Raw genomic sequence first — 22,298 nt, 5'->3', positions numbered from 1 at the left:
GACTCTTGGCTACTCTTGCCCTTCTTGGGCTTTGCGCGTGAGCAAGGTGTATTACCCCTGGCTTGACCATCATCGTAAAAATATATACCACAATTTATACAAAATCTGTCGCCTAAACCTGTGTCAGACATTTCTGGAGCGTCAAGAACATCAGACGATCTATCACACCGAGGGCATTTAATCATATTTTGACACTTATCTGTAATTTGCACACCTCATCAACTGCCATATTTCTGTAAAAAACTTCTCGACTTGAGCATGATCGACAACATCAAGTAACTGAATATTAAAGGTTTCTCCGCATTCAGTTGTTCTTCGGAATTGTGCAAATCCCTGAAATTTATATTCATGAAATTCACTTAAGGGAGGGGACGCTTCTATGTGAAGGTAATACGCCGGGATGCTATTTATTTCTACAATTTTATTTGCAGTAAAAATACAATGTGGATATAAACGTTTGTTTATAAACTGCTCATATCCATTATTTAGGAATTCTAAAACTTTCTTTTGAAAGCGGCTTTCGTAAATCCTTTGTAATTCTTCTTTTTCTTCAGTATTTATGACCCCTGCATCCTGAATAACCACTACTCAATCATCCCAAGCACCCCCCTCTAACACATCTTCTTGGACTTCTTCTGAGTTGGATTCTGGGATGACCACGGTTTCGTCTTCGCCTTCTTGGGTTTCGGTTTCGCTGCTTTCTTCGGCTTCGTCGTTTTGCGCTTCATCAATTAGTGCCTGCAATTGTTCAATTGGTAAATCTGCATCCAATTTTAACTGCTGGATGCATGACAAGGCTAATTCACGAGCCACGCGATCGCCTGAGTTTTTCAGCACCGCCACAATGAAAGCTTTACATATATCAAGCTGACGGCGAATATCACCCATCTTGCTTAATCGCATTGCCCCATCAGCTAGTACAAGCGTACCCTGGAAGGCGCGTAACATCCCATCTAAATCAAGTCCTAGTAGTCTCAGTTTCAATTCATCTACAAATTCAGCCGTCAGTTCACCCTGTTCTACCAGCACTTCACACGCCTGGAGTAGAGTTTTGGCTTCCTTGCCAAATTTACCTGCACCTTCAATTTGGCTGATTACTCGCCCATGAGCAACGTAGAAACTCTCGCGGATGATGGTTTCATAGTCGTAGTTTTGGGCATCGGTGAAAGCATTGCGCCACTTTCCGGTTAATTTTCTGCCATACAGTGATTCTTCATTGGTCATCGTTACTCAATGACCAATTGGCCATCTAATGCTTACCTATTCGTATCGTTAATTACTTTTTACCACATCAGCAATAATGCGGTTAACCTCCATCATTGTGCGGCTGCGGCGACCATGTTTAAAGTTGTTTTGACTGCTTTTAGCTTTACCTTCGAGTGTGCGCGGCCCGGTCGATTTCTCCCAAGGTTTACTCGCTAAAATGCGCTGTCTCGCGGCTTCGATAAATTCTGGTGACAAATTACGGCGGTATTTTTTTATCGGGTATTTTTTAACATTAAATTCGGTCAAGAACTTTTCTATATCAAGCATCTTGATTAACAATAAAGCGCACTGCTTCCAATATAGTTTGTGATCGCCACTGCTGTGCTAGTCCTTCTTTAGCGATCCCTAACTTATCAGCTGCACCAGCTACCAATTCCTTAAACTCATCCAGCACATCTTTGTTCAAGTAAACCAAAAACCGCGTCTGTTCTTCGGCATTGGGGTTGTAATTAGCTGATTCAACCTCAGCTAATACGTTTTCGGTTACTTCTGATGCATCAAAGGTAACTACTTCTGCATCACTGAGTGGCGTGTAGTCGTTAGATTCTCGCGCTTCTACATCAACTGTATTACCTGAGTAATCGGTAGCGTCAGGGCGTTCAAAATATTCCTTCTCTTGATATTCCTCTTCAGATTGTGGTTCTTCTTCCTTCCTAATTAGAAAAGCTTGCATGAAGCTGTTCGCAGTAGAGGTGTCCCAGCCGGCTGCTTTGATTTGGCGCTTAGGCATTTGTGCCAGAATTGCGGCAATTTTTCCAGGGTCATCCCGTCCATCGTGGGAGTTGTTATTGAGTCGTAGCAACGCGGATTTCTGGCTGAGGTCGTCAAGCGTCACGGGTATCACTGGAGTATTCAGCCAGTAGTCACCACAAAACCGCCCTTGGTGCTTATTGGCTATTTTGTCCCGTCCTGTGGCTTTTATCCATCGGTTCCACTCTTGGGTAAAGAAATCATCATCTTGCTGACTCAGCCAATCAGCCCCAATGGTTCTACCGTGGCCTGAGATGAGGTATCCCAGGCTACCATCTAGGTTTTGCTGGATACTTGGGTAAGTCAACCAGCCAAAATCAAGCAGCGATTCGCGTATCCAGGGTAAATCGTGTTCTTCAGTATGTTCTCTTGGATTTTCGGGGTGGAATTTCTCAATGATGGTACGGGTGGGGAGCCAAAGTACCTCGTTTGTTTGGCTCACTTTTTCACCTCTGCTGTAACAGCTTGTTGGCTGTGCTGCATAGCTTCACTCAGCGATTGCAATGCACTATCTAACTGTGGAGACTGTGGACAGTTTTTAGTCAGCCATTCGGCAAGTCCATTAAACTTGCCGATTAATTGCCATTGTTGTGTAGGAGACATCATTAGGTTTTTCAAAGGTTTCTTACCCTTGATATCACAACTTTTTGTCCACCGACAGATGGTGCTGTAGTCAACCCCTCCAAGGTAAGTTTCGCACCAGTGTAAACTTTTGCCTTGGGCAATGTGTGACAAAATTTTACTTTTGATTTCCAAGTCATACCCGCGCCTACCCACAGGTGCAGGATTCTCTACAAACTGATGACCACAGGATTTACAGAGGTAAGATTGCTTGCCAGTACGTCTACCGTTTTTGATGGTTTCGTACTTACCACAGTTAGGGCATTTCACCCGCCCTTGAGTGATTGATCGTAATAATTGTATAGACTCGGTTTCGAGTTTTTTGATTTCACTCAACTTTAATGAGTGCGATCGCGCCACTTCCTTTAATGGAATTGCTTCTATGTATATACTACGGATGATAGCGGCGTGTTGTGGTGGGAGTTGAGATAGCAACGGTTCCCACTCGAAAGCCTCGTCTTCTTGATTAACAGTTAATGCCTGGGGTAACTCTAATAAATGCTGTGTACACGCGATACTAGACTCTTGGGCTAATTCTGAAGAGATGCCAAGTTCAGAAGCTGCTTGGATATAAGGTATACCAACACTATCGGAATACCGTTTGATTTTTTGGTGAGTTTCTTGCAGATTCCGTGGGACTTTCACTAATCGCCCTTTATCGCGTAGCCATTGGAGTATTCCGCCTTGGATGAAGGGAATAGCTAAAGTAGAGAATTTGCGCTTTTTGGTGGGGTCGAATCGTTCCACTGCTTTGATTAACCCCACAGTGCCAATTTGCACCAGTTCTTCGTAGGGTAGTGTGCAGTAGTTGGTCATCTTGTGAGCAGTCATGTGAACCAGCCCTAGATTTTGCTCAACTAGGGCATTGCGGAGACGAATATTTTTGTTTTGGTGATACTCAAGTAGTAGCGATTCATTATCCAAAAATGTCGTGCAAGCCATTTGTCCCCAATATCCGAATGACTTTTACAATCCCAGTGGAAGGGCAATTCACTACTGATCCTGAAACTGGAAACCCAGTACAGGTAACAGTCCCATATCAAGTAGAAGCATGGTTGCAAGGTAATAACAGTGTAAAACCTGAACCTGGAAGCAACCCTAACACGGTTGTGCTACAGGGGTATTCCGTGAAACCACGGGTTTTATCAAGTGAAATAATCTATAAGCAGTCTGAAGCGATCGCGGTTTACATCGACCCCTTAACTGGGAATCAGCATCAAGGGAAATTTACACTTAAGCCAAAGTTTGACAGTAACCGTCCGCGTGTGGCTAAGGCGTTGGCAAGAGCGATCGGAACTGAGATTGAGGGGACGTTTGAATGGAGTTAAAACTAGAACAAAAATTTAAGATCCATGTTTTCAATCAACAAGTTGAAAACATGGATGAGAACGAAGTTAAACAGACATTGATAGAAATATATCAACAGATGATTTGTCAGCAAAATTATTATCAGCAGGAATTAAAAAAAGCGTGGTTGATTTTATGAAAGTATCTTTGGAATATCTGTATCATTACATCTGCGACCACTGTCAAAAATGGTGGACGATTGCCGACATTAAGCCAGATATAGGTAGTCATGCGTTATGCCCCCACTGTGGTAAAACAAGTTTAATTGAAGAAATTGTGCAATTCCAAATTAAGACATGACGGGTTTTATTTGCTATCCAGAATACCCAGAATCAGACGATCTAGATTATGACTTACATGATTATTGGGATGGTGATGAAGATGATGAAGAGTGTTTTGATTGTGGATTCGTCCCTGGCGAGGGTTGCCTGCTGGGTGGATCTGAAGAATGTGATTTTGAATGTCCTTATCGTGATGAATTATTAGCTCATCCAGATTTTCCAAATGTCAAGCTAGTTGGTTGGTAGATTTTTGAGGTGTTCATGTGCAGCTTCTACAATTTTTCTCAACGCGGATATTGCTTCGGGGCCTGCGTTTTTAGCGATATTGGCATGAGCAATAATGTCACCATAAAAGCACTTGCAGTTAGCACAATACTGGTTAGCAATGTCGTTAGGGTTATAGGTGATTTTTGAACAGAATGGACAAGTTGCTGAAGGAATATCTGAGTTGTTATTCTTTGATTCCATATGATGCTAACCACTCTTCACTACTTCTATTATCCACTCGCTTAAACTCAAAACCTCTTGCTTTAAACTGCTTCAACCGTGGCAGTTTCTCCCTATCCAGTAAAACCAGTAAAACTGAACGAATAATTACGATTTGCTGCATTGCCACCATTTGCAGCACCCAGCTACTAGCCAGCCACCGCGCCACCGGGGTAAGTTGTGGGAGTGAGTCGGCTAATTGTAATAATTGTGTTGGGGGTATCTGTTCAAGTGTTCTGGTACGTGTTGGAACGTGTTCTAGTGTGGGTGATTCATCATGGGTTGGTATGCGTTCCAGGTTCGCCAACAACTCTGCTGCCGCTTCTTTGCCCCTTCCTCTAGCTTCGTGATACCTCTCCAGTAAATGGGCTTCTTGCTGAGTAATATAGCCACTCTTGCCCTCTTTCTGTATTTGGATACCCAGCTTGGGAATATATTCTGTGTAAAATTTGCGGTGTCCGTAGCGTTCTTTGAGGGGTGCGATCGCTACTCTATCAATCTGTTCCATGCGTTCTGGTACGTGTCGGAATGCGTTTCAATATATCAGAAAACGAGCCAAACGATGAAGTAGGGTGGAAAATGGAATTGACGTTTTCCTGACTGTATTGATATGCCTCAATTCAGAAAAAAGCCAGTAGTAATCGAAGCCATACAATTCAATGGATTGACTAGTTATTTAGAAATTGTTGAATGGATGAAATCTTGCGGCGATACTTTCGCATTAGCAGGTGAACTCAAGTATTCAATGCCAATTATGCTACTTCAAACACTTGAAGGCACGATGGCGGCGAATCCTGGTGACTGGATTATTCGAGGTGTAGCAAACGAGTTTTATCCTTGCAAGCCTGATATTTTTGATGCAACTTACGACCTCGTGGTTGACACTAAAGGGACCTAAAAATGCCAATCTGGAGAAGCTGGACACCACCACAACTGACAATCACCACCGCGACATACCGATGGACAGCGCCTTACGCTTATGATGTCCACGAACGTCAAGGTAATCGCTGGACTGATAGAGCGTTGTCTGGAAGCAATTTACCCGCTGTTTTTGCTGCCAACTACCAGACTACTCCCAACCTAGATTTAGCATTCAGTACAACCGCTAACTATCTGAATCAACGCTTTTTGCAGGAAGTTCCGGTTCGTGGTGGTAGGTTGAAAGCGTCGCAGTCGATAGTGTTGAGTTAATGAATCTCGAAAATCCCCAGCAATCTTGTCAGGAGTGGCAGCAGATATTAGGGCTGATGGATTGGGATGTATTGGTCAAAATCGTTTCTTCAGAAGAAATAGACGATGCGGAGGGGCGGATCACTTGGGACTTGGGTAAGAAAATTGCTGATATCAAGCTAGTTAAGCCCGAAGGCTACCCCTTTGACGCAATGCGTCCTTATGATATGGAACAAACGCTAATTCACGAGTTGTTGCATCTGCATTTTGCGCCCTTTAATATTGAAAGCGGACTAAAAGCAACATCTCAAGAACAAGCGATTAATGCAATAGCCAAAGCATTAGTGAATCTTAAAAGATGCCCCAACATATTCACACCACCGCCGAACTACGCCAAGTCTTAGCCGACTTACTCGCACTAGAGCTAGGCACTTTTGCCAATAATCAACCCGCTATCTGGGTTGAACCGCCATCCACACCCAAAGGTGGCGCAAGTGGTGGCGTGGAGGTGAGTATTTCTCGGTTTAAAAACATCTCTAGTAGTTCTCTGCTGCTTAACAACCAGCAAGAACATCGCTATGAGTGGATTGTGGCGGTGAAACTGGATGAGCGTACCTCAGAAGGATACAACAAATTCAGCAGCGCAATTGAAAAAATACGGCGATATTTTCCCAGGAGAAGAGAAACGGTGTCGCCGTATTCTGAAGATGAAAATTTGATTGCTACGTTTCGGTTGGGGGAACTGGAAGTGATTAATAGTTACGTTTAGGAATTTAAATTCAATCTCCTTAAAGCGCTTTAATGTATTCCAGCAGCGATTCAGCATACCGCCAACTATGCCCATCGTCCAGCTTGTAAGTCCAATGTTCGGCAATGGTTGTTGGGCTTGTTGAGGTTGTGCCGTTTGTGTATACCTTGATTGCATGAGTGGCAACGGCTTTGTTGTAGACGCGATCTAGCACAGTGTAGGTTTTGCCACTGCGTTTGTGTAAGACGCGATCGCCTACTTGGAATTTTGGTTCAATCATTATTAAATGCTTAATATATTGAATTACACCTTCTGCATCGACCACGATCGCTTTTCCAAAGGCACGGTTAGGGAGGGTGAGGGAATTGATGGAGAAGGGTTAATCATCAAAACTCACTCCAAAGTCAACACCTAGCACCTCTTCAATTTTACGAAACGTTGGTTCTGCCATTCCTTCAGGCAAATCATCATTAATTAGCTTGTACCAGTAAGTGCGGCTTATGCCAATTCGCCGACAAGCTTCGGTGACACTTAAACCACTTGCTTCTTGAGCTTGCTGAATCTTAGTTGCAAGTCCTGGCATATTAGCCGTTTGAGTGATCCGTCGATGAATTAGCACAGCCATATTTATAGTCCTGCGGTTTAAGTCTATCGTAAATCGCAAAGTAAGCAGTTGACAAGTGCAAACTAAGCAGTTTACAGTATTAATTATAGAAAAGCGCCCCGTCTCGCAAACTAAAGCGCTTTTCTATTCCAAAACTATGGAGATCATGATTATGACATTATCAACCGTTGACGTTCAAGCGAGCGCGCATCCTCAGTCAAATCTTTATGTCAAACTCGCACCAGATTTTGAAATCGACAGCGCAGAAGACGGAGATTTTGGCACTCTCTACAGAATGTGGAAAGGTTATCTCTTTCTTGGCTCCTTTTACCAAAATCTAGACGGTAAGTGGATCGCACAGCCTAGCAATACCGAATGCCGCCAAGAATGTGACACCGAATATCAAGCACAACTCGTCATTCTCGCCATGCTCGGCTTAGTCGTCCCAATGGCAGCATAGCAAGCCGATATTCCACCACTAGAGAGCGTCAATTAACGCTCTCCCTTGCTTTGTATGTTTGTTGAGGTAGAAGCAATGAGCGATTTAACAATATTTCAGTTTGAGTCTCACGAAGTCCGATTTATTGGCACTGCGGAAAACCCTTGGTGGGTTGCTGTTGATGTTTGTGCGGCTGTTGATGTCAAAAATCCGAGTCAAGCAATAGAGCGCTTAGATGATGATGAACGAGCTATGTTTAACATAGGTCGTCAAGGTGAAGCTTGGTGCATCAACGAGTCTGGCTTATACTCTCTTATCCTTACTAGTCGCAAGGCGCAAGCAAAACGTTTTAAAAAATGGGTGACTTCAGTTGTGTTGCCTAGTATTCGTAAAACTGGCAAATACGAGCTACCACAAGCCTTGCAACCGCCTTCCTCACTCCCTACCCCAACTGCTCAAGAAATTTCAGAACTATTTGACCTAACCTTGGGCGGTGCAGGACTAGATCCCCGATTAATCGCAGGGGTGAAGTTAAATGTGATCGCATCTTATAATCCTGCGCTACTAGAAGCAGCAGAGATAGCAAAGTCAGCCCTATCAATTCCGGTTGATGAGGGATTGGTCAGACCAACCGTGCTGGGTGAAAAACTAGAAGCCAAGACTGGCCAAAAGTGGAGCGCTATTAAGGTCAACAAACTGTTGATTGAACGAGGCTTTCAAATTCTCAACCCTGATGGCAAAAACCCCGCTTACCTCCCCACGGAAAAAGGCTCTGAGTACAGCCAGATGGTGCTAGATACCGCAAGGGGACGAGATAAAACCGTTCAGTCCTTGCAGTGGCATTTGTCAGTTTTGGAAGCACTGGGGGAGGAAAATAATGGACTTTGAATCAATCGCTGGGATTCGGCACGGTTTACAAGACTCTCGCCGTCTGGGACTAACACTATTTCTCAACGAATTTATGGCAGTTTTGCTTTCTGAAGGTTACAGCTTTGAAGATTTGTTACACGCGCTAGCTAACTGGGCGAATGAGCAACCGAGGCTTGAAGAGGTTGCGGGGCATCTAGAGAAAGCCACGGATGAGATTCACGAAAAGAATTAAGAAAGCACACAATAAATCCAATTGACACAAAGCCAGTGATACTACTGGCTTTTTTGTGAGAATCGCAGCCTCAACTTAGAATTGTGCCAATTTCTTGACCTAGATTTTGCAGCCTTCTTTCCCTGCTGTGGTCAACAGCTGCACGGATACTTTCAGCTAGTATAGTGTCAGTGTTGGGAGTTAGTTTCAGCGCTCCCCCCAAGTACCCCAAGGATTTACAAAAATAGTCAGTTGGGTTGGTTAATGACAGTCTCTTCACTCTTGTGTGGTCACTTAAGTTAAAAGCAGATAGTGCTTCATGCTGTGCATCTGTTTGCGGTTCGCCAAGTTCATCTAGGATAAGAGTGATCGCTTCAGTGACTTTTTCTAATGTTAATCCTGCTGCTGATGTTGTTGTTACCATTTTCTTTCTCCTTTTAAAACCAAACCTTAGATTGTGCCGCCTCAACTTGGCGCAAGTACAAATCATCCCAATTCCGATCAATGTGTTCACGGGCTATACGGGAAATGTAGCCCGCCTGACTATCGCGGTCATAATAAATACCCAGGTGCAAGAAAGCTATATTTTGAGCAGCTAGGGTAATGTAGTTAAGCGATCGCCTAACTTTACTTTCAACAGGCGCGGGAATATAGGCTAAAGGGTTTTTGGGAATATCCTCAGTTTTTACAATATTCTGATATTCAGGCATACCCCTCATACCCTCAGCCAACACGATGTCTACCCACTGTTCAGAGGTTAAGCCTCTACTTGTTGCGTCAAACTTAGCTAGCTCTAAGAAGTAAGCTCGATTTCGTCCAATAAAGCCCCGAACGTATTGATTGATTAACGTTGATTCTTTATCGCCTGATACTTTACAGAAAATTTGCACCTTCTCGCTGTCTTCAGGAGTTAGGTAGTAATAAGAAATAGAGAATTCTTGAGCTAGTAATAATGTTTTTTCACTGGGCATCTGTCCATTAATTTGTCTGTGGTTGCTCTAATATTACCCCAAATAGATTATCTTTAAGCTATATGATATATTTTTAAAAGCGATCGCCCCCGCAAAGACGCGATCGCTCCCCACCCGAAGGCAGTAACCCCAAAGTCACTTGGAGCTACCAAATTATGACACCTCAAGAATACGCTTTAAAGCATAAACTCAAGCCGATCGCAGTAGCTTACGAGCATTGCATCAGCGAAAACGCATACCGCAAGCAGACTTTGGCAACTGAGAATAGAACAAAACCATCTGCTACAACCTGTCGAATATCGCAGCTACTTGACTTCATTCGCCAAAGTGGATACGAGCCACCACAACCCATTTTTTTTGATTAATTACTAGTCAATGCTCAAATCATTGATTCACTCAATTGCCCGCCTTGTGCGGGTTTTTTATTATTTAAAAGCAGCAATGCAACAAACTTTCACCAATTCAAAAAGAAAGCAATGCCGAATCCTGCATACACTCCTAACACCATTTTAAGTAGTGAAAAACTAATTATTGACGATCAAACTACTACATATTCAGAGACAAAAACTGATAGCAAAGGTGATAAAACTACCACCGTGTATGAAGCCCCAACACAAGATTTTGCTAATTCGCTTCGACAAGGCAGAAAGTAAATTCATGTGTAAAGGTGGGAGCGATTGCCTACATTTCATTTGCAAACATTGAATACTTATGCTCTCGCCCACCAAATTTTTCCTAAAACAAACTCATTGTTACTTTGTGACACCGCATCATTGATACACCCTTGCACAAAGTTGCAATGCAACAGAATCAACCTCTAAAACAACCTACATGCGAGTAAAAACCAGTTTTTGAAGCCCTAAAACAGCAATGGAGAATAGTAGTCTGTTGATAGTCTTGGAGACTATCAAGCAAGAAAACACTTTTAAGGATGGATTATTGGACAACTTACTAACTCGTGGAGAGTGGGCAGAGGTATTAGGAATTCACCGCATGACGATTATGCGGTGGGAATCAGAAATAATCCAATCTGTTTCCCCAATTAAAAATGCTTATTTTGGAGACTCCAGAAGCATGAGAAGTAATTGCCTTGATAACTATCAACGCTTTATCCTAGCTTGCTTGTTTGTCGTCAAGGGTGGTTTAGAGAATTGCTCTAAACCGAATAAAGAGGGAATTAAGTTTCTCAAGATAAATTTTTCTCAACTAAAACGCGAACAATTTGAGGAATGGATTAAATATGTTCAGTATTGAACAATTACATGAATACTTTAGCGATCGCTATACACCAGAACAGGTAAACCGTGCCTTGCAAATACTTGCAGAAAATGGAGCAAACATTGACATCAACTCCAATGAATTTTCCTTGGATATCACAGAAGAGTTGGAAGAGATATTCAAAGCTGTTGGTGCAGCGCTGAACAACCAAAAGAAGCTGGGACAATCAGAGGAGTTAACGGTAATCGAGGCTAACGCCATTGCATCCAAATTCTCGCAACACTCCAACCCTCAGCTAATGGCCGCGATGATTCGGGTGGTGACTGAAGAAGCGATCGCCCAAGGTGCAGCGCTAACTCAAATCAAATCTCACGTACTGGGGCGGATTTTGGAGCAAGGGGATATGGCGATTGCTCAATCAATTTTAAACCGTGGACAGCAAACATCCAGCTATATTCAGGAGTTAGCAAACGATGGCGATCGCCTTAACAAAATGACTGCTAGGTATGGTGTGGAAACAGTTGATGTTGAGGCTTTCTTAGCAGAAGTGAGGGGTAATTCCCAAGAGGTAAAAAGCACAGTAAAAACTATTGCACCTGTATCGGAAAAAGATTTTGACATTGAAGCTTTTTTACTAGAGGCAGGCGAATAATGCTCACTTCTAGACAATGGCGCAAGCACAAAACCACCATTATTTTTGGGGGAATTACGCTTATCTCCCTTGCTTTCTCCAGTGGCGACATTTCCCGAAATATGCAGTCCATTTCCAACATTAAAGCTACTATTGCAACTCAATCCGAGAAACAAACCAAACTAGAGCAGCAAATCGCTTTTGAACAAGAACAAGCCAAAATTGCGAACACTAGATATCAAGAAGGTTGCATACCGATCGTTTTTGGAACTTACCCAAATATCCGTTACGTAACGATTGTTGAAGACCAAATTTTGACAGATAGAATTACAGGGCGCACACTCCCATCAGGCACTAGGGTGTGTGATGCCAATGGCAACACGGGCGTAATTAGCGAAAAAGGAGCGGTGGGGGTGATAGCTTTCACGGGTGATAGGGATATGGTTGCCAAACGGCTCAAAAGATTTAGAGGTGGGACTTACAGCCAACCAATAGACAGAGGTAATCCGTGATGATTAATTTCACAATGCCTAAGCGGCAAGGAGATAAAAAGAGTAAACCCAACTCCTTGCTGAGAATCTTGTACTGGGGGCTGGTAGCTGCTGCTATATGGTTCGCCTACCTCAATATCCAACCCTACGAAAAAGTAGTGGCTTTGCTTAGTGGTAAAGCCGTCAATGGTGCATTTGGCTATCTGATTTCTGTAATCCCAATCGTTAATGGGATTGCTGCCATTATCGGCAAGGGAATTACTTGGATTTTAGGGACAATTCTGTGGGGAATTATTCAAATCATCGAAGTATTGCCCTTGGTTCTCTACAACAACGAAAAGTTTGTGCAGACTATTATTTCCTCAGCAGATAGCCGCAGTTCTTATCAGGTAAAAGACAACGACGACCCGGCGCTGAGGATGCTGAAAAAGACGTACAATAAACTTCCTACTTCTGTAATCAGCAATCTTGAGATACTAAAAATTTTCACATACACCATAGATTTTTTGATTTGCATTACCGTTTACTCACCTGTAGCCAGTGGCAAGTTTTCAGATTTTTTCTTCATCCTGGCTACCGGGCAATGGGGGAAGCTGGACTACGGCAATCTGGCACTGGCGCTAATTACGTTATTTGCAATTGAGGTGATTATTAGCCTAATTGTTTGGGTCGGCAAATTGAGTTATGCGATTCAGGAGTCAGCAAAATGAAGCGGATTATCAATCTTGGTGGTGGCATTTATAACGCACATATTGAGGGCAATTATATCCAAGGTAAAGAACCAAAAGTCAAAGAACCGAAGAAAGTTGAACAATTTACCAAACCAAACCCTGACACCATTAACACCAATGGCGCGAATTACGTTGAAAACCTTGGTGGAAAGGTAATTGACGGCGATGTAATCAACAATTAATAACAATAGAAATGTCGAGATTTGATATACAAAAAAACCAGAGATCCCCCGAAGAATGGAGCGCGATCGCTTTTAAACAAACCACGGAAAATAATATTCAGTGGAAGATTGCACTAGGCGTGATAGTCGCCGCCGTCGCTGCTTCTGCAACTTCCCCAATTACCGGAATAGTGATCGCTATGTGGTCTATTTTCAGTGCTTGGCAGCAAGCGCGGGAAGTGCAGCGAAATCAAGCAGCAATTAGGGAATATGGTTGCGTGGCTCATGTGCTAGATGGCGATGATTTCTGCGCCTACTACCAGCAAGCGGGGAAGGACGGAATACAAACAGAATTAAATTTTGCAAAAAAACAAGGCTATTCACTTTCAAATGCAGCCTTAGATTATTTGGAAGAAAAGTCGAGGGTTGAGGGTTCATCGCCAACAGTCATCAGTCAACCGTCAACCGTCAACCGTCAACAGTCATCAGTCACCGAGTCATCCGTTCACGAAACAAGCAATGTATTTGACATAGTTAGGGCGATTGCCTCTCCAGTACAAAATTGCATAATCTTGGGTGTTGGTGGCAGTGGTAAAGGGATACTAGTATCCAACGCATTACGTACAATTAAGGCGGATAATCGTAACCGCAAGATTTTTTACATCGACCCTAAAAACGAAGAGGGTGAGTACAGGTATCTAGAAGGCGTGGTAGACGTAATACGCCGTAAAACCTGCAAAAACAAATCTCCAGAGGAGATATGCAACTGGCTTGACGAAGTATTAGATGAATATATTGAATGGGCAAATCAGCAAGAAGAATCCCTACTTGTGGTAGATGAGGGAATGGTGATTGGGGACGCTTGTAAAAAAACTAAAAACACCCGCATCGGTACTTTGATTTTGCACATCTCGTCTTTGGGCGGTGCGGCTGAAGAAAATGCTTGGTTAATTACTCAGACACCCTACGTAACCGCAATGGGGTTAAATTTAACCTCCTCAAGTCAAATGAAGTGGATTGCGCTTATTGGGGCAAATGATATGGGTGTAATCAAGCAATGGTCAAAATCGGCAAACCTAGAGAACATTAGCAGAGACTTGCTAGAGGTACTAACCAAAGAATCACCAGTAAATCGCGCCGTGTACTGGGGAGGACATTCCAAGTGGTACGCACTACCACAACTGCCCAATTACTCAGCTATTGATCGAGATAATAACAAATCCAATAATGGTGGTAGCCAAGAATTAAGACAGCGCACAGCCACACTCGCAATGATAGATAAATTGGAGCGATCCAAACATGAATCGCTTGATGATTTTATTGTTCAAGAACTGGGTGATCTTAATCGCCTTGCCGAATTAAAAAAAGCAATCTCTAAAATCATCAAAGAAGCTAATCACAGAGGATTAGCTTCCAAGTTTAAGATTAATTAACTATCGGGAGTAACTTAATGGCATCGGGGAAGTGGCATGATCGCTCAATTTTAATCTCGTCCCCTTTAGCTGGGGGACTTACTTATTACACAACCACTAACTGGGTGGTAACTGGCATTTTAACAATTTCATATCTGCTTGGAGGAATGTATCTCTCGCCAGATTTGGATTTAAAATCAAAGCCTTTTTATCGCTGGGGATTTCTGCGTTGGATTTGGAAACCGTATCAAAAACTTATCCCGCACCGGGGTAGATTTTTCAACCGGAATCCTCTGTCTCATGCCCCAATTATTGGCACAATACTACGAGTTGGGTATCTATTCTTGCTGTGCTTCATCCCAGTAGTGCTATCCGGCGTTCACGCATCCCTATTGCACTGGATAGCAAAAAATTATTCATCAATTTTCTTGGCATTAATAGGGATTGAACTTAGTGGATTGACTCATCTGCTAATGGATATAACAAGCACAAACTTTAAAAAATAAGGACACAACAAAGATTACAGCGAATCCCTTAACGTGTCGTATCAATTTCTACCCCTGCAAAACCCCAATATCCCGTACTTAAGAGTCTGGTTGTGCTGCCATCAAGCTTTGCACTAGCTCGGTCAGCTTTTCATTATCAGACTTCACGATATCCAATTGATGAGCTATCCTTCCCTGCTGCGTCAGTAGGGCAACATTGGCGTTCAAATCGCTAATCTTGTTGTTGCATATCCCTTGAAAATCAAAAAGTTCTTCTACCATTTTTGGATGTCCGAACTGCTCAGAATGCAATTCTAGTTTGTGTTCCACAAATGCTACTTTTGTGGTTAGTTCAGTTAGTCTATGGTCGTGTCCTGAGTCACGGCCTTGCATTTCGGTTTTTAATTCTGCTTTCATTTCCCGGACAGCAAGCGAAATATCATCAAAAGCTTTGGTTATTTTGGCGTTGCGCTTATCTTCAATATTAAAAAAAAGTCCTATTAATCCTAGAACAAGTCCTGTTAAGTTCCAAAAATTATCTTTGTGGTTAACGAAAGTATAAATTAACCATGCTAACACCAGCGCAAAAGATATTATCAATAAATTCCGTTTCTGGCTATCACTAATATTCATAGTCTGAGGGGAAAGTTTCATTTTTATATTGTTCAGCTTCTGATTCTGATTCCCAAAAGACTGCTTTGGGATAATCTCGTCCAAAAGTAATAATATCTTGATGCTTAAGTTTAGTTATTTCAGTAATGCGATCGCCATTTACCCAAGTGCCATTTCTGCTTGGGTTGCCAGCAAAAACTCCGTCTCTAAGGAGGTAATAGGGATGCAAATCGTGTTTAGCTTTAGGCATCAAAATCAAGGTGCAATGCTCCCTTGATAAGATGTTGCTAAGTATGCGGATTTCGCAACTGGAATCTCTGCCTAAAACATAACTGTTGTTTAATTCATGAGATTTTTTATTATCTTCGGACAGGTAAACTAACAGCTGAAAATTCACTCTCTTCCATGCCTACGCTAAAATCGACATGGCGGCCACACGCCACTCTCATAGTATTCCTTGCTCGGCACTGGGGCATGAGCAATACCACAGAGAGCAAAAACCAAGGCTAACCTTGGTTTTTAAGTATTTACCTTTTTCAACAAGAAGGCTCACACCTACCCGTAAGGGAAGCGTAAGTACTTCACTCCATAATTCCATGAGCCAGCACAGTAGTAGATGACATCGCTACTTGTGCTTGAATCCGAACCGATTCCATCCCTTCACAGTGCATCCGAAAATAAGCCGTACCATTCGCAGGAAGGGTAGGGATTGTTCCGCCACTCACAGCACTATTAATTATTTCAGCGCTGGTGTTATTTGCGGTTTTACCATTATTAGTGGTGAAATCGGCATTAGTTGAAGCAATAGTATTCCAAATACTTAAAGAGCTATTAAAACGTGCTTGCACTTGTAGTGCTGAAAGCGCAATCAGTCCACCAGTATTTTGTAATTGCACTCCTAAAGTCCTTTTACCCCGACAATCAAAGGTTATTACGGTGGTAAGTGATGTGCTAACAGTTACAGCACTGGCTGTTTGTGATTCTAGGAACTTCGATTCAGCTAAAAATCGCAGCATCGCCATCAACGAGCCGGAACTTGCCGCCGCGTCTTGTGATGCGCCAAGTGATCGCAGTTTGGCATGAATTGAACCTGTACTAGATGCTGCATCAGACACAGTACCAAGCCCTTCAGACAGAGTACGCACCCTTGCCATTAGCGAGCCGGTGGTTGAGAGTGCATCAGAGGTAGCGCCCACTGTGTCAGCAATGAGTGATCGCAGTTTGGCGTGAATCGAACCAGTGGGGGACGAGGCATCGGATGCAGTGCCTAGCATATTCTGCCAAAGCCCCCTGATAACGGAGGCAAGCGATCCTGAAGTTGTAGGGGTACTTATGGGCGAATCACTGATTGCACCTAAGCGATCGTAAGTCCCTTGATCGGCAAAGCTAAATACATCAGGATCGCCAGTTGTGCCATCTCCAGATGCCGATTTACGTTGGCGTAACGCGCCGGAGCCATCTATATAGGGAACGCTCATAATAAAAATTGTATGTTTTTAACTAAGATTATTATTAGTATTGGCTTGCGGCAAGAGCAAAAGTTTTTGCGCTTACTTGCCAAAATTGAGTTTGGAGTCAGTATTTTTTGTAAAAAGCTAGCTGTTGCGGCCGTTCAAGAAAATAAACTTAATTTAGCTGCACTACTGCAATCCCACAGCAAAGAAGAAGAAAAACACGGTAAAATGCTGGCTTCTTTGGCTGATGGAAATGAGCGGTTTCATCACGAAGGTAGTGGCAGATTCATTAGTATTGTCCGCCCTACTGGTGAGGAATTACGGCGTAATGTTGATTATGAAGCTGAGGGGAAAGTTTTAGAATGGGATTCCGTTAATTTACCTGGAGAAAGGTTAAAAGGGGTTTTTGAAAACTTTGATGGGTTATCTAAACGGTATTGCACACTGCGCTTACTATTTGGAAACAAGAGTGCATTTGCCTACAACTGGGATGACAGATTAGCTTTTATGTATGTTCTGGAACGGCAAACCCTACAATTTTATGAAGTTTTAGCAAACAGCCAACGCGCTCCTGAACCATTAAGAGTGATCGCTTCTCTTATTGCACGGGACGAAGTTGAACACGCCGACTACTTGAAAAGCTTGCTATTCCACTACAATGCTGATATTGAAAAATGGCGTGATCGCTTGTGGCTTGCGTCACTGGGATTGATTGTTGATATGTGGAGATTCAAGTGAAAAAGCTTAATAATATCTATTTTTATACAGCACTGTTCAGTATTCAAGTCACCCTTATAATTTTTTACTTTATCGGTTTTTGGGGTTTATTTATTTGGGCTGTCTTCTTGCTGATATATTTAGGATTTAAAAGATGGCAAATCTGGCGTGATGAGGGTAGAACCTTTGATGAAATAAACCAAGAGATTGAACTCTACGGAACGGACGATTTTGACAACTCTCCTATTGTTCTTGATAACTCTGCTACTGTACAAACAATTGGCGATTTAACATGCATAAACAATGCGCGATCATCCTACCTCCGATGCACAGTAAATCCATGTGGCCCATGTCAAGGCTGCAAAGATTATGAACCTTCTTCAAAAGTCAGTTGCAAAAACTGAAGTTAGTCGACTACTAAAAGCGGCATTGTAGTTAACAGACGATTGTACCAATGCAGCCGATTCAACCCAACGAGAGCTATTTTGGTTGATGTCAATTGCTGCTACTCTTACATAATATTCTCCGGTTGGTAGACCTTCATACTGAGTATTAGTACTACTTACGGTTTTTGTCCCCTGCCAGTCTCCATTTTCACCACGCCGATACTCCACAAAGTAGTCTGTTACAAATTGGTCACGCACCCCATTATTCAAAGGGTAATCCCACGCTGCATCAAGGGTAAAGGTGTATTCACCTGATGGTCTAAAAACAGTTCTGGCAATTAGCCGGATATTTCTTGGCACATTTACCACCAGAGGGACAGTATTCTTTGCTGGGCGTGGTGCAAGTTGCCACCCTTGCTCAATGGCATTAAATTTATCTGCTCGGTACTCCAGCGCTGTGATTTCGTGCAGCATTTCTCCGCTTCCTGGCGCGGGTACTCGGTTCAACACCCTAAATAATTGTGGTTGTATATTCGTAGAAGCAATTATCCAGTTTGCTTCTGAATTGGGTATTTGGGGCAAGACAGAAACTAGATTGACGGTGGTGTAAGAGCCGGGAGTATTTGTGATTACTCTTTCTGCGATCGCGCCATCAGGTAGCATCACCGTAATTGTGTAGGATTCGCCAGCATTTAAGGATACTGGGTTATCAAGTGTAATCGTGGTAGTTGTGGCAGCCGCGATTAAGCCGCCGTAGCGAATATCGGCTCGTTTTGCGTCAGCCACTCTGATAATGTCGCCAGGTTTCGTATACGCACCATAAGCCCGGACGCGGAAATTTACAGTTTCTTGCTCTAGCCTTTCAGTTAGCAGTGCAGCTAGTCCAGCGCGTCTTGCTTGTCCTCTAGAAACGCAACCAAAAGCAGATAACTCTAATTCCCGCACTCCAAACTTGGCAATTCCTTCAGGGTCTTCCACTACTTCTACTGTGCGGCGGTAGAAGTCGTCAGGGTCAACCCAAGTTACGATCGCCAAAGTGTGGCGCGATCGCAGTGATGTGCGAGAATACGAAAACATCCCATTTTCAATGTCAGCTTGGGTGAACTGGGCTACTGGATACCCCGGCTTATCGCTGATAAATCCGATTGCACCGTTCATCCAATAGGAGAAACCGCGAAAAATCGAACGGATGGCTTCGATTACTTTGTAGGCATCGTCTTTATTTTCAATGAATGCGTGGCACTGAAACCGATGCTCCATACCCCCTTCACCGTTCGGAACTAATTCGTTACAGTACTGTGAGATTTCGTAAAGCGACCATTTGTCAACTTGACTTTGGTTAATGTAGCGCCCTAAACCGTAGCGAGTGCTGGTTAATAAATCGTACAAAATCCAAGCTGGGTCAGCGATCGCTACGCTGGGTGTATAAAAAGTTCCATTCCACAAGCCTGAAAATTGTAAACCCCGTGCAGAAGTTACTGTGGCATTGGTGGGGATTTTAATCTTGCGGCCCGCAATTCTGACGGCAATTTGGGGTAACGATTCAAACTGTTTGGCTTCAAAGCGAAATCCAAAAACCGCACTGTTGGGGTAGGAAAGTTGGGTTTCGGTGACTTCTAGTAATGTCCGCCATTGTAATGTTCGCTGATAACGGGTCGTGTCAGTATCTTGCGGCGTTACACGCTCTATCCTGGCTGAGAAATTCTGAATAGTACCCGACGCATTGTTAACCGGGAAATTATATTCAAATTCTGTGAGCGTTGAGTACCGACCTTTGATAGTTTGGTCAAGCCGTAATACGAAAGCGGCGTTCCCTTCCTTTATATAGATGCGAAATTGGACGCTTAGACCCAATACCCCACCATCTGAGGGATACTCCTGCAACACTATCCCAATACGGATACGAATAAGGTCGAGGTTGGCATTAACGATTCCACGGGTAAGGGGGAACTGGTTTTTAACCTCTGCCCCAACGTTGGTTTCACTGGCTATCTCATCACTAAATCCAGGTAGCTTATCTTGCCCTTGCGTACCTAGCCGATAATCATAGCTGAAAGACTGGAAATTCTGGCTACCATCGCTATTTTGTGCTGGGGTTTCATTGAAATAGATTGACTGGGCCTCGCTAATTAACCCCTCAATCTCACCTTCAGACACAATACCCAGCATAGTTGCGTAGCTCGAACTGTGCCCACTATCAGCTTCTTCTTTGGGCTTTTTGGGTTTTTTGCCGCCACCGCTTCCAAGGAGAGTGCGTTTTTTAGTCATGTGTACAAATATTAAGCGGTTAAATACGAAACCACTTTAGCATTGACCACATACAGCCCACAAAGCACTACACCGTAAGCTATCGGGACTCTTCCCCCTTCTTGCTGGGTTGTGGAAGGGCTGCCAAAAACTAGTGATTTCTTGCCATTACTAGCATCGTCAGCAGGAGAATTTACCCTGCCGAACAGAGAAGAAATCCCACCGAGTAGCATCGCACCACCAAGTAATGCCAGTTGTGTAGCACCAAGCCCTAAAAAGCCTACACCAGCCAAACCTAATCCCAGCAGCGCAATACCACCGATAATTCTCCCAACTGTGCCAGCACCGGCGATAACGGGAATGATTCTAATTGACCGCACCTCTTGAGATATTGGATTACAAAGTTGGGTTTCATCAATTTCTTGATACCCAACTTTTATTTGATAATTCACACCCCGATGGGCAGCTTCGTATAAATAAGCTGCAAAACTTGGGAAATTAGCACGTAACGCCGCGATCGCTTCGGCAACACTATTAACAGCAATATCAATTGTTTCTATAAATATATCAGCTAGTTCACCACATAGAGTAATAGTAATCATCATTCGTTCTTCATGTCGTATCCCATTCTTCCCTTAACGCCAACTTGGGGTAACACTGAATCTTTCCAAACCGACATTGCCAAAAGCAAATACGGTGAAGCTGGGGTAGAGTTGCGATCGCTCTACAGCATTAATTCAATTAATGAAAGTTGGGAGATTAACGTTAGTGTCCGTAATTTTCAAGAAGTTGATGATTTTTTGCGTTCGCGCCGTGGTTCACCATTTCGCCTGTCTTTGGATGGCGGTGTCACTGACGATGGTAAATGTTATATATGCACAGATTGGCAGATTCAGCAATTGGGTGTAGGAGTTGGAAGTTTCAGCGCCACTATTAACCAGGTACGACGATTCCCATCCCCAATGGGGCCATTATTCAAAATTATTTGCAACGGTGCTTACTCATCAGACAGAGGCAGAATACTAGAGTTTTTACCGCCTTCTTATGACCAGTTTTTTACTTTTTTAATTACTGCCACCGTAGGTAGTCGCGCAATTGAAGTAAATAAGTGGAACAACAATTTATCCACATTTAGCAACCGTGTTTGGATGGCAGACATAATATCAAACAATTATTTTACCTTTGCACCAAGCGCCCAAACTAAATATTTCTCCTTCAATCGCTATAACTCAGCACAGGGCTATAAAGCCATTCTGTATTTATCAATTAGCAACAATACTATTTTGTTGGATAGATTTTCATGAGCTTACTACCCGCTAATTTAGCAACACTATCACCTAATAGTCCTATTGAATTATTTGAAATATCGGGCTGGAACCTCGCCAATCCTACAGAGACTTTATTTATTTGCAATTTCACAGGTGTAGCTTTTGAAGGGGTCGGCTATCTAGCAATTGGTTGCGAAAGCGAGGGATTTGATTTGATTGGGCAAGGGCCAATTCCTACACCAGGGCTAACTATTTCCAATGTGGGGCGGATAATTAGTGATTTTCTTTTCAAATGCAAAACCCTTCCAAACTACCGATTAGAAGGGTCTAGGGTGTTAAGAAGAGTCACGCAGCAGCAATATTTGGATGGTCAGCCGAGCGTCAACGCGGCAATCAAAGAGTTACCACAGCAAATATATGTAATAGACCAAATGCAAGAAGAAACCTACCTTGCTGTGAAATTTCGCTTAGGTAGTCCATTTGATGTTGAGGGTGTCAGCCTTCCAGCGCGTCCACTGCTGCGTTCGTGTAGTTGGAGATATCGCAGTGCTGAGTGTGGTTGGATGGGTGGGATGTTTACTTTGGGTAATCAACCAACCTCAAATCCAGCGCTAGACCAGTGCGCGAAAACTTTATCGGCTTGTCAGTGTCGGTTTGGGCAGTATGCGGTGCTGCCTTTTGGCGGTGCGCCTGGGTTGAATACTTATCGTTAATACTGAAG

General features: G+C 43.2%; 38 protein-coding genes and 3 pseudogenes. 24 read left to right on the top strand and 17 right to left on the bottom strand.

Going from position 1 to position 22,298, the window contains the following annotated elements; genetic code table 11:
* Positions 1–195: 195 nt before the first annotated feature.
* The 6 genes and pseudogenes from HWQ36_RS26735 to HWQ36_RS26710 all read right to left on the bottom strand — a co-directional run.
* Complete coding sequence (locus HWQ36_RS26735; RefSeq protein WP_292708511.1) at positions 196–585, bottom strand: hypothetical protein; 390 nt, start codon at positions 583–585, stop codon at positions 196–198.
* A gap of 3 nt (positions 586–588) precedes the next feature.
* A complete protein-coding gene (locus HWQ36_RS26730) occupies positions 589–1,224 on the bottom strand; it encodes a hypothetical protein (protein WP_292708509.1) in 636 nt (211 codons plus the stop codon).
* Positions 1,225–1,272: 48 nt separating this feature from the next.
* Positions 1,273–1,512 (bottom strand): hypothetical protein, encoded by a 240-nt coding sequence (locus HWQ36_RS26725; protein ID WP_292708507.1) that lies wholly within the window; start codon positions 1,510–1,512, stop codon positions 1,273–1,275.
* A gap of 13 nt (positions 1,513–1,525) precedes the next feature.
* Positions 1,526–2,458 carry a hypothetical protein gene (locus tag HWQ36_RS26720; protein WP_292708505.1) on the bottom strand — a complete coding sequence of 311 codons (933 nt, stop codon included), beginning with the start codon at positions 2,456–2,458 and terminating at the stop codon, positions 1,526–1,528.
* 335 nt (positions 2,459–2,793) lie between these two features.
* Positions 2,794–2,907, bottom strand: a pseudogene (locus tag HWQ36_RS26715) (IS1 family transposase); the annotation flags it as partial.
* 27 nt (positions 2,908–2,934) lie between these two features.
* Positions 2,935–3,579, bottom strand: a pseudogene (locus HWQ36_RS26710) (sigma-70 family RNA polymerase sigma factor); the annotation flags it as partial.
* 17 nt (positions 3,580–3,596) lie between these two features.
* Here HWQ36_RS26710 and HWQ36_RS26705 point away from each other — a divergent pair.
* Genes HWQ36_RS26705 through HWQ36_RS26690 form a run of 4 tightly spaced genes read left to right on the top strand, consistent with a single transcriptional unit; the run spans position 3,597 to position 4,511 of the window.
* Positions 3,597–3,965 carry a hypothetical protein gene (locus HWQ36_RS26705; protein WP_292708503.1) on the top strand — a complete coding sequence of 123 codons (369 nt, stop codon included), beginning with the start codon at positions 3,597–3,599 and terminating at the stop codon, positions 3,963–3,965.
* Positions 3,966–4,015: 50 nt separating this feature from the next.
* Entirely contained in the window at positions 4,016–4,123 is a 108-nt protein-coding gene (locus tag HWQ36_RS26700) for a hypothetical protein (RefSeq protein ID WP_292708501.1), read from the top strand.
* On the top strand, positions 4,120–4,284 hold the full coding sequence (locus HWQ36_RS26695; RefSeq protein ID WP_292708499.1) for a hypothetical protein: 165 nt from the start codon (positions 4,120–4,122) through the stop codon (positions 4,282–4,284). The genes HWQ36_RS26700 and HWQ36_RS26695 overlap by 4 nt, the downstream gene beginning before the upstream one ends.
* Positions 4,281–4,511, top strand: a complete 231-nt coding sequence (locus HWQ36_RS26690) for a hypothetical protein (RefSeq protein WP_292708497.1) — start codon at positions 4,281–4,283, stop codon at positions 4,509–4,511. The genes HWQ36_RS26695 and HWQ36_RS26690 overlap by 4 nt, the downstream gene beginning before the upstream one ends.
* Here the strand turns inward: HWQ36_RS26690 and HWQ36_RS26685 are convergent.
* Together HWQ36_RS26685 and HWQ36_RS26680 are read right to left on the bottom strand one after the other, a co-directional pair.
* Positions 4,497–4,733, bottom strand: coding sequence for a hypothetical protein (locus HWQ36_RS26685; protein WP_292708495.1), 237 nt, complete (start codon positions 4,731–4,733; stop codon positions 4,497–4,499). The genes HWQ36_RS26690 and HWQ36_RS26685 overlap by 15 nt on opposite strands.
* Entirely contained in the window at positions 4,717–5,259 is a 543-nt protein-coding gene (locus tag HWQ36_RS26680) for a hypothetical protein (RefSeq protein WP_292708493.1), read from the bottom strand. Before HWQ36_RS26680 ends, HWQ36_RS26685 begins: the two co-directional genes overlap by 17 nt.
* Before the next feature lie 102 nt (positions 5,260–5,361).
* Between HWQ36_RS26680 and HWQ36_RS26675 the strand changes: the two genes are divergently transcribed.
* The 4 genes from HWQ36_RS26675 to HWQ36_RS26660 are packed head-to-tail and all read left to right on the top strand — an operon-like array spanning position 5,362 to position 6,690.
* Positions 5,362–5,649, top strand: a complete 288-nt coding sequence (locus HWQ36_RS26675; protein WP_292708491.1) for a hypothetical protein — start codon at positions 5,362–5,364, stop codon at positions 5,647–5,649.
* Positions 5,650–5,651: 2 nt separating this feature from the next.
* Positions 5,652–5,942 carry a hypothetical protein gene (locus tag HWQ36_RS26670; RefSeq protein ID WP_292708489.1) on the top strand — a complete coding sequence of 97 codons (291 nt, stop codon included), beginning with the start codon at positions 5,652–5,654 and terminating at the stop codon, positions 5,940–5,942.
* Positions 5,942–6,325 (top strand): hypothetical protein, encoded by a 384-nt coding sequence (locus HWQ36_RS26665; protein ID WP_292708487.1) that lies wholly within the window; start codon positions 5,942–5,944, stop codon positions 6,323–6,325. Before HWQ36_RS26670 ends, HWQ36_RS26665 begins: the two co-directional genes overlap by 1 nt.
* Positions 6,280–6,690, top strand: a complete 411-nt coding sequence (locus tag HWQ36_RS26660) for a hypothetical protein (protein ID WP_292708485.1) — start codon at positions 6,280–6,282, stop codon at positions 6,688–6,690. Before HWQ36_RS26665 ends, HWQ36_RS26660 begins: the two co-directional genes overlap by 46 nt.
* Positions 6,691–6,709: 19 nt before the next feature.
* On the opposite strand, the gene HWQ36_RS26655 is transcribed toward HWQ36_RS26660, so the two are convergent.
* Both HWQ36_RS26655 and HWQ36_RS26650 read right to left on the bottom strand, forming a co-directional pair.
* Positions 6,710–6,994, bottom strand: coding sequence for a hypothetical protein (locus tag HWQ36_RS26655; RefSeq protein ID WP_292708483.1), 285 nt, complete (start codon positions 6,992–6,994; stop codon positions 6,710–6,712).
* 54 nt (positions 6,995–7,048) lie between these two features.
* Positions 7,049–7,294, bottom strand: coding sequence for a helix-turn-helix transcriptional regulator (locus tag HWQ36_RS26650; RefSeq protein WP_292708481.1), 246 nt, complete (start codon positions 7,292–7,294; stop codon positions 7,049–7,051).
* 55 nt (positions 7,295–7,349) lie between these two features.
* Between HWQ36_RS26650 and HWQ36_RS26645 the strand changes: the two genes are divergently transcribed.
* From HWQ36_RS26645 to HWQ36_RS26635, 3 genes and pseudogenes are all read left to right on the top strand, one after another.
* Positions 7,350–7,733, top strand: coding sequence for a hypothetical protein (locus HWQ36_RS26645; RefSeq protein ID WP_292708479.1), 384 nt, complete (start codon positions 7,350–7,352; stop codon positions 7,731–7,733).
* Between the two features lie 75 nt (positions 7,734–7,808).
* Positions 7,809–8,129: pseudogene (locus tag HWQ36_RS34450) on the top strand (BRO family protein); the annotation flags it as partial.
* 460 nt (positions 8,130–8,589) lie between these two features.
* Positions 8,590–8,814, top strand: coding sequence for a hypothetical protein (locus tag HWQ36_RS26635; RefSeq protein WP_292708475.1), 225 nt, complete (start codon positions 8,590–8,592; stop codon positions 8,812–8,814).
* Positions 8,815–8,884: 70 nt separating this feature from the next.
* Here HWQ36_RS26635 and HWQ36_RS26630 read toward each other — a convergent pair whose 3' ends face one another.
* Positions 8,885–9,217 (bottom strand): hypothetical protein, encoded by a 333-nt coding sequence (locus tag HWQ36_RS26630; RefSeq protein WP_292708473.1) that lies wholly within the window; start codon positions 9,215–9,217, stop codon positions 8,885–8,887.
* A 13-nt stretch (positions 9,218–9,230) separates the two neighbouring features.
* Entirely contained in the window at positions 9,231–9,764 is a 534-nt protein-coding gene (locus HWQ36_RS26625; RefSeq protein ID WP_292708471.1) for a transposase, read from the bottom strand.
* 155 nt (positions 9,765–9,919) lie between these two features.
* Between HWQ36_RS26625 and HWQ36_RS26620 the strand changes: the two genes are divergently transcribed.
* From HWQ36_RS26620 to HWQ36_RS26580, 9 genes are all read left to right on the top strand, one after another.
* Entirely contained in the window at positions 9,920–10,129 is a 210-nt protein-coding gene (locus HWQ36_RS26620) for a hypothetical protein (protein WP_292708469.1), read from the top strand.
* A gap of 111 nt (positions 10,130–10,240) precedes the next feature.
* Positions 10,241–10,417: a hypothetical protein gene (locus HWQ36_RS26615; protein WP_292708467.1), complete on the top strand. Its 177-nt coding sequence runs from the start codon at positions 10,241–10,243 to the stop codon at positions 10,415–10,417.
* A gap of 217 nt (positions 10,418–10,634) precedes the next feature.
* A complete protein-coding gene (locus HWQ36_RS26610; protein ID WP_292708465.1) occupies positions 10,635–11,018 on the top strand; it encodes a hypothetical protein in 384 nt (127 codons plus the stop codon).
* Positions 11,005–11,634 carry a hypothetical protein gene (locus HWQ36_RS26605; RefSeq protein ID WP_292708463.1) on the top strand — a complete coding sequence of 210 codons (630 nt, stop codon included), beginning with the start codon at positions 11,005–11,007 and terminating at the stop codon, positions 11,632–11,634. The genes HWQ36_RS26610 and HWQ36_RS26605 overlap by 14 nt, the downstream gene beginning before the upstream one ends.
* Positions 11,634–12,125, top strand: a complete 492-nt coding sequence (locus HWQ36_RS26600; protein WP_292708461.1) for a hypothetical protein — start codon at positions 11,634–11,636, stop codon at positions 12,123–12,125. The genes HWQ36_RS26605 and HWQ36_RS26600 overlap by 1 nt, the downstream gene beginning before the upstream one ends.
* Positions 12,125–12,814, top strand: a complete 690-nt coding sequence (locus HWQ36_RS26595) for a hypothetical protein (protein ID WP_292708459.1) — start codon at positions 12,125–12,127, stop codon at positions 12,812–12,814. Before HWQ36_RS26600 ends, HWQ36_RS26595 begins: the two co-directional genes overlap by 1 nt.
* Positions 12,811–13,017 (top strand): hypothetical protein, encoded by a 207-nt coding sequence (locus tag HWQ36_RS26590; RefSeq protein ID WP_292708457.1) that lies wholly within the window; start codon positions 12,811–12,813, stop codon positions 13,015–13,017. The genes HWQ36_RS26595 and HWQ36_RS26590 overlap by 4 nt, the downstream gene beginning before the upstream one ends.
* Positions 13,018–13,028: 11 nt before the next feature.
* Positions 13,029–14,429, top strand: coding sequence for a hypothetical protein (locus HWQ36_RS26585; RefSeq protein WP_292708454.1), 1,401 nt, complete (start codon positions 13,029–13,031; stop codon positions 14,427–14,429).
* Between the two features lie 17 nt (positions 14,430–14,446).
* Positions 14,447–14,914 carry a metal-binding protein gene (locus HWQ36_RS26580; protein WP_292708452.1) on the top strand — a complete coding sequence of 156 codons (468 nt, stop codon included), beginning with the start codon at positions 14,447–14,449 and terminating at the stop codon, positions 14,912–14,914.
* A gap of 78 nt (positions 14,915–14,992) precedes the next feature.
* Here the strand turns inward: HWQ36_RS26580 and HWQ36_RS26575 are convergent, their stop codons facing one another.
* The 3 genes from HWQ36_RS26575 to HWQ36_RS26565 all read right to left on the bottom strand — a co-directional run bounded on the left by HWQ36_RS26575 (position 14,993) and on the right by HWQ36_RS26565 (position 16,983).
* Complete coding sequence (locus tag HWQ36_RS26575) at positions 14,993–15,526, bottom strand: hypothetical protein (RefSeq protein ID WP_292708450.1); 534 nt, start codon at positions 15,524–15,526, stop codon at positions 14,993–14,995.
* A complete protein-coding gene (locus tag HWQ36_RS26570; RefSeq protein WP_292708448.1) occupies positions 15,516–15,902 on the bottom strand; it encodes an FHA domain-containing protein in 387 nt (128 codons plus the stop codon). Before HWQ36_RS26570 ends, HWQ36_RS26575 begins: the two co-directional genes overlap by 11 nt.
* Before the next feature lie 184 nt (positions 15,903–16,086).
* Entirely contained in the window at positions 16,087–16,983 is an 897-nt protein-coding gene (locus tag HWQ36_RS26565; protein WP_292708446.1) for a hypothetical protein, read from the bottom strand.
* A 12-nt stretch (positions 16,984–16,995) separates the two neighbouring features.
* Here HWQ36_RS26565 and HWQ36_RS26560 point away from each other — a divergent pair, with 12 nt between their 5' ends.
* Complete coding sequence (locus tag HWQ36_RS26560) at positions 16,996–17,697, top strand: ferritin-like domain-containing protein (RefSeq protein WP_292708444.1); 702 nt, start codon at positions 16,996–16,998, stop codon at positions 17,695–17,697.
* Positions 17,694–18,080 carry a DUF6464 family protein gene (locus HWQ36_RS26555; protein ID WP_292708442.1) on the top strand — a complete coding sequence of 129 codons (387 nt, stop codon included), beginning with the start codon at positions 17,694–17,696 and terminating at the stop codon, positions 18,078–18,080. The genes HWQ36_RS26560 and HWQ36_RS26555 overlap by 4 nt, the downstream gene beginning before the upstream one ends.
* Here the strand turns inward: HWQ36_RS26555 and HWQ36_RS26550 are convergent.
* Entirely contained in the window at positions 18,057–20,330 is a 2,274-nt protein-coding gene (locus HWQ36_RS26550) for a phage tail protein (RefSeq protein ID WP_292708440.1), read from the bottom strand. The genes HWQ36_RS26555 and HWQ36_RS26550 overlap by 24 nt on opposite strands.
* Before the next feature lie 11 nt (positions 20,331–20,341).
* Positions 20,342–20,914 carry a hypothetical protein gene (locus HWQ36_RS26545; RefSeq protein ID WP_292708438.1) on the bottom strand — a complete coding sequence of 191 codons (573 nt, stop codon included), beginning with the start codon at positions 20,912–20,914 and terminating at the stop codon, positions 20,342–20,344.
* Positions 20,915–20,923: 9 nt separating this feature from the next.
* Here HWQ36_RS26545 and HWQ36_RS26540 point away from each other — a divergent pair, with 9 nt between their 5' ends.
* Both HWQ36_RS26540 and HWQ36_RS26535 read left to right on the top strand, forming a co-directional pair.
* On the top strand, positions 20,924–21,613 hold the full coding sequence (locus tag HWQ36_RS26540; RefSeq protein ID WP_292708436.1) for a hypothetical protein: 690 nt from the start codon (positions 20,924–20,926) through the stop codon (positions 21,611–21,613).
* Positions 21,610–22,290, top strand: coding sequence for a phage minor tail protein L (locus tag HWQ36_RS26535; protein WP_292708434.1), 681 nt, complete (start codon positions 21,610–21,612; stop codon positions 22,288–22,290). Before HWQ36_RS26540 ends, HWQ36_RS26535 begins: the two co-directional genes overlap by 4 nt.
* The last annotated feature ends 8 nt before the right edge of the window (positions 22,291–22,298 follow it).

The sequence above is a fragment of the Nostoc sp. NMS2 genome (genome assembly GCF_017115105.1).
GTDB lineage: Bacteria > Cyanobacteriota > Cyanobacteriia > Cyanobacteriales > Nostocaceae > Nostoc.
This window is presented reverse-complemented; position numbering and strand designations above follow the sequence as displayed.